The organism is Kitasatospora sp. NPDC059088, from assembly GCF_042738155.1.
GTDB lineage: Bacteria > Actinomycetota > Actinomycetes > Streptomycetales > Streptomycetaceae > Kitasatospora.
Window position 1 is genome coordinate 1 of record NZ_JBHYGR010000296.1, and the last position, 1,865, is coordinate 1,865.

Consider the following 1,865-nt stretch of genomic DNA (forward strand, 5'->3'; position numbering starts at 1 on the left):
GATGGGTAGGGGAGCGTCGTGTGCCGGGTGAAGCGGCGGTGGAAACCAGTCGTGGACGGTATACGAGTGAGAATGCAGGCATGAGTAGCGATACAAGAGTGGGAAACTCTTGCGCCGATTGACCAAGGGTTCCTGGGTCAAGCTGATCTGCCCAGGGTAAGTCGGGACCTAAGGCGAGGCCGACAGGCGTAGTCGATGGACAACGGGTTGATATTCCCGTACCCGCTTTGAAGCGCCAACGCTGAACCTCTTGATGCTAAGCCCGTGAAGCCGTCCCGGAGCCTTCGGGCAAAGGGAAGTGGTGGAGCCGGTGACCCAACGGGGTAGTAGGTGAGCGATGGGGTGACGCAGGAAGGTAGTCCAGCCCGGGCGGTGGTTGTCCCGGGGTAAGGGTGTAGGACGTGAGGTAGGCAAATCCGCCTCACACATAGTCTGAGACCTGATGCCGAGCCGATTGTGGTGAAGTGGATGATCCTATGCTGTCGAGAAAAGCCTCTAGCGAGTTTCATGGCGGCCCGTACCCCAAACCGACTCAGGTGGTCAGGTAGAGAATACCGAGGCGTTCGGGTGAACTATGGTTAAGGAACTCGGCAAAATGCCCCCGTAACTTCGGGAGAAGGGGGGCCATTCCTGGTGATGAGTCTTGCACTCTGAGCTGGGGGTGGCCGCAGAGACCAGCGAGAAGCGACTGTTTACTAAAAACACAGGTCCGTGCGAAGCCGTAAGGCGATGTATACGGACTGACGCCTGCCCGGTGCTGGAACGTTAAGGGGACCGGTTAGCTTGGATTCGTCCAGGCGAAGCTGAGAACTTAAGCGCCAGTAAACGGCGGTGGTAACTATAACCATCCTAAGGTAGCGAAATTCCTTGTCGGGTAAGTTCCGACCTGCACGAATGGCGTAACGACTTCTCGACTGTCTCAACCATAGGCCCGGTGAAATTGCATTACGAGTAAAGATGCTCGTTTCGCGCAGCAGGACGGAAAGACCCCGGGACCTTTACTATAGCTTGATATTGGTGTTCGGTTCGGCTTGTGTAGGATAGGTGGGAGACTTTGAAGCAGCAACGCCAGTTGTTGTGGAGTCGACGTTGAAATACCACTCTGGTCGTGCTGGATGTCTAACCTGGGTCCGTGATCCGGATCAGGGACAGTGTCTGGTGGGTAGTTTAACTGGGGCGGTTGCCTCCTAAAGAGTAACGGAGGCGCCCAAAGGTTCCCTCAGCCTGGTTGGCAATCAGGTGTTGAGTGTAAGTGCACAAGGGAGCTTGACTGTGAGACTGACGGGTCGAGCAGGTACGAAAGTAGGGACTAGTGATCCGGCGGTGGCTTGTGGAAGCGCCGTCGCTCAACGGATAAAAGGTACCCCGGGGATAACAGGCTGATCTTCCCCAAGAGTCCATATCGACGGGATGGTTTGGCACCTCGATGTCGGCTCGTCGCATCCTGGGGCTGGAGTAGGTCCCAAGGGTTGGGCTGTTCGCCCATTAAAGCGGTACGCGAGCTGGGTTTAGAACGTCGTGAGACAGTTCGGTCCCTATCCGCTGTGCGCGTAGGAGTGTTGAGAAGGGCTGTCCCTAGTACGAGAGGACCGGGACGGACGAACCTCTGGTGTGCCAGTTGTCCTGCCAAGGGCATGGCTGGTTGGCTACGTTCGGGAGGGATAACCGCTGAAAGCATCTAAGCGGGAAGCCTGCTTCGAGATGAGCACTCCCACCTCCTTGAGAGGGTAAGGCTCCCAGTAGACGACTGGGTTGATAGGCCGGATATGGAAGCCCTGTAAGGGGTGGAGTTGACCGGTACTAATAGGCCGAGGGCTTGTCCTCAGTTGCTCGCGTCCACTGTGTTGTTCTGAAACAACGACCCC

At 56.7% G+C, this 1,865-nt stretch carries 1 rRNA gene; it reads left to right on the top strand.

From position 1 onward, the window contains the following. Positions 1–1,824 (top strand): 23S ribosomal RNA (locus ACFWXO_RS45450); the annotation flags it as partial. Positions 1,825–1,865: the final 41 nt, after the last annotated feature.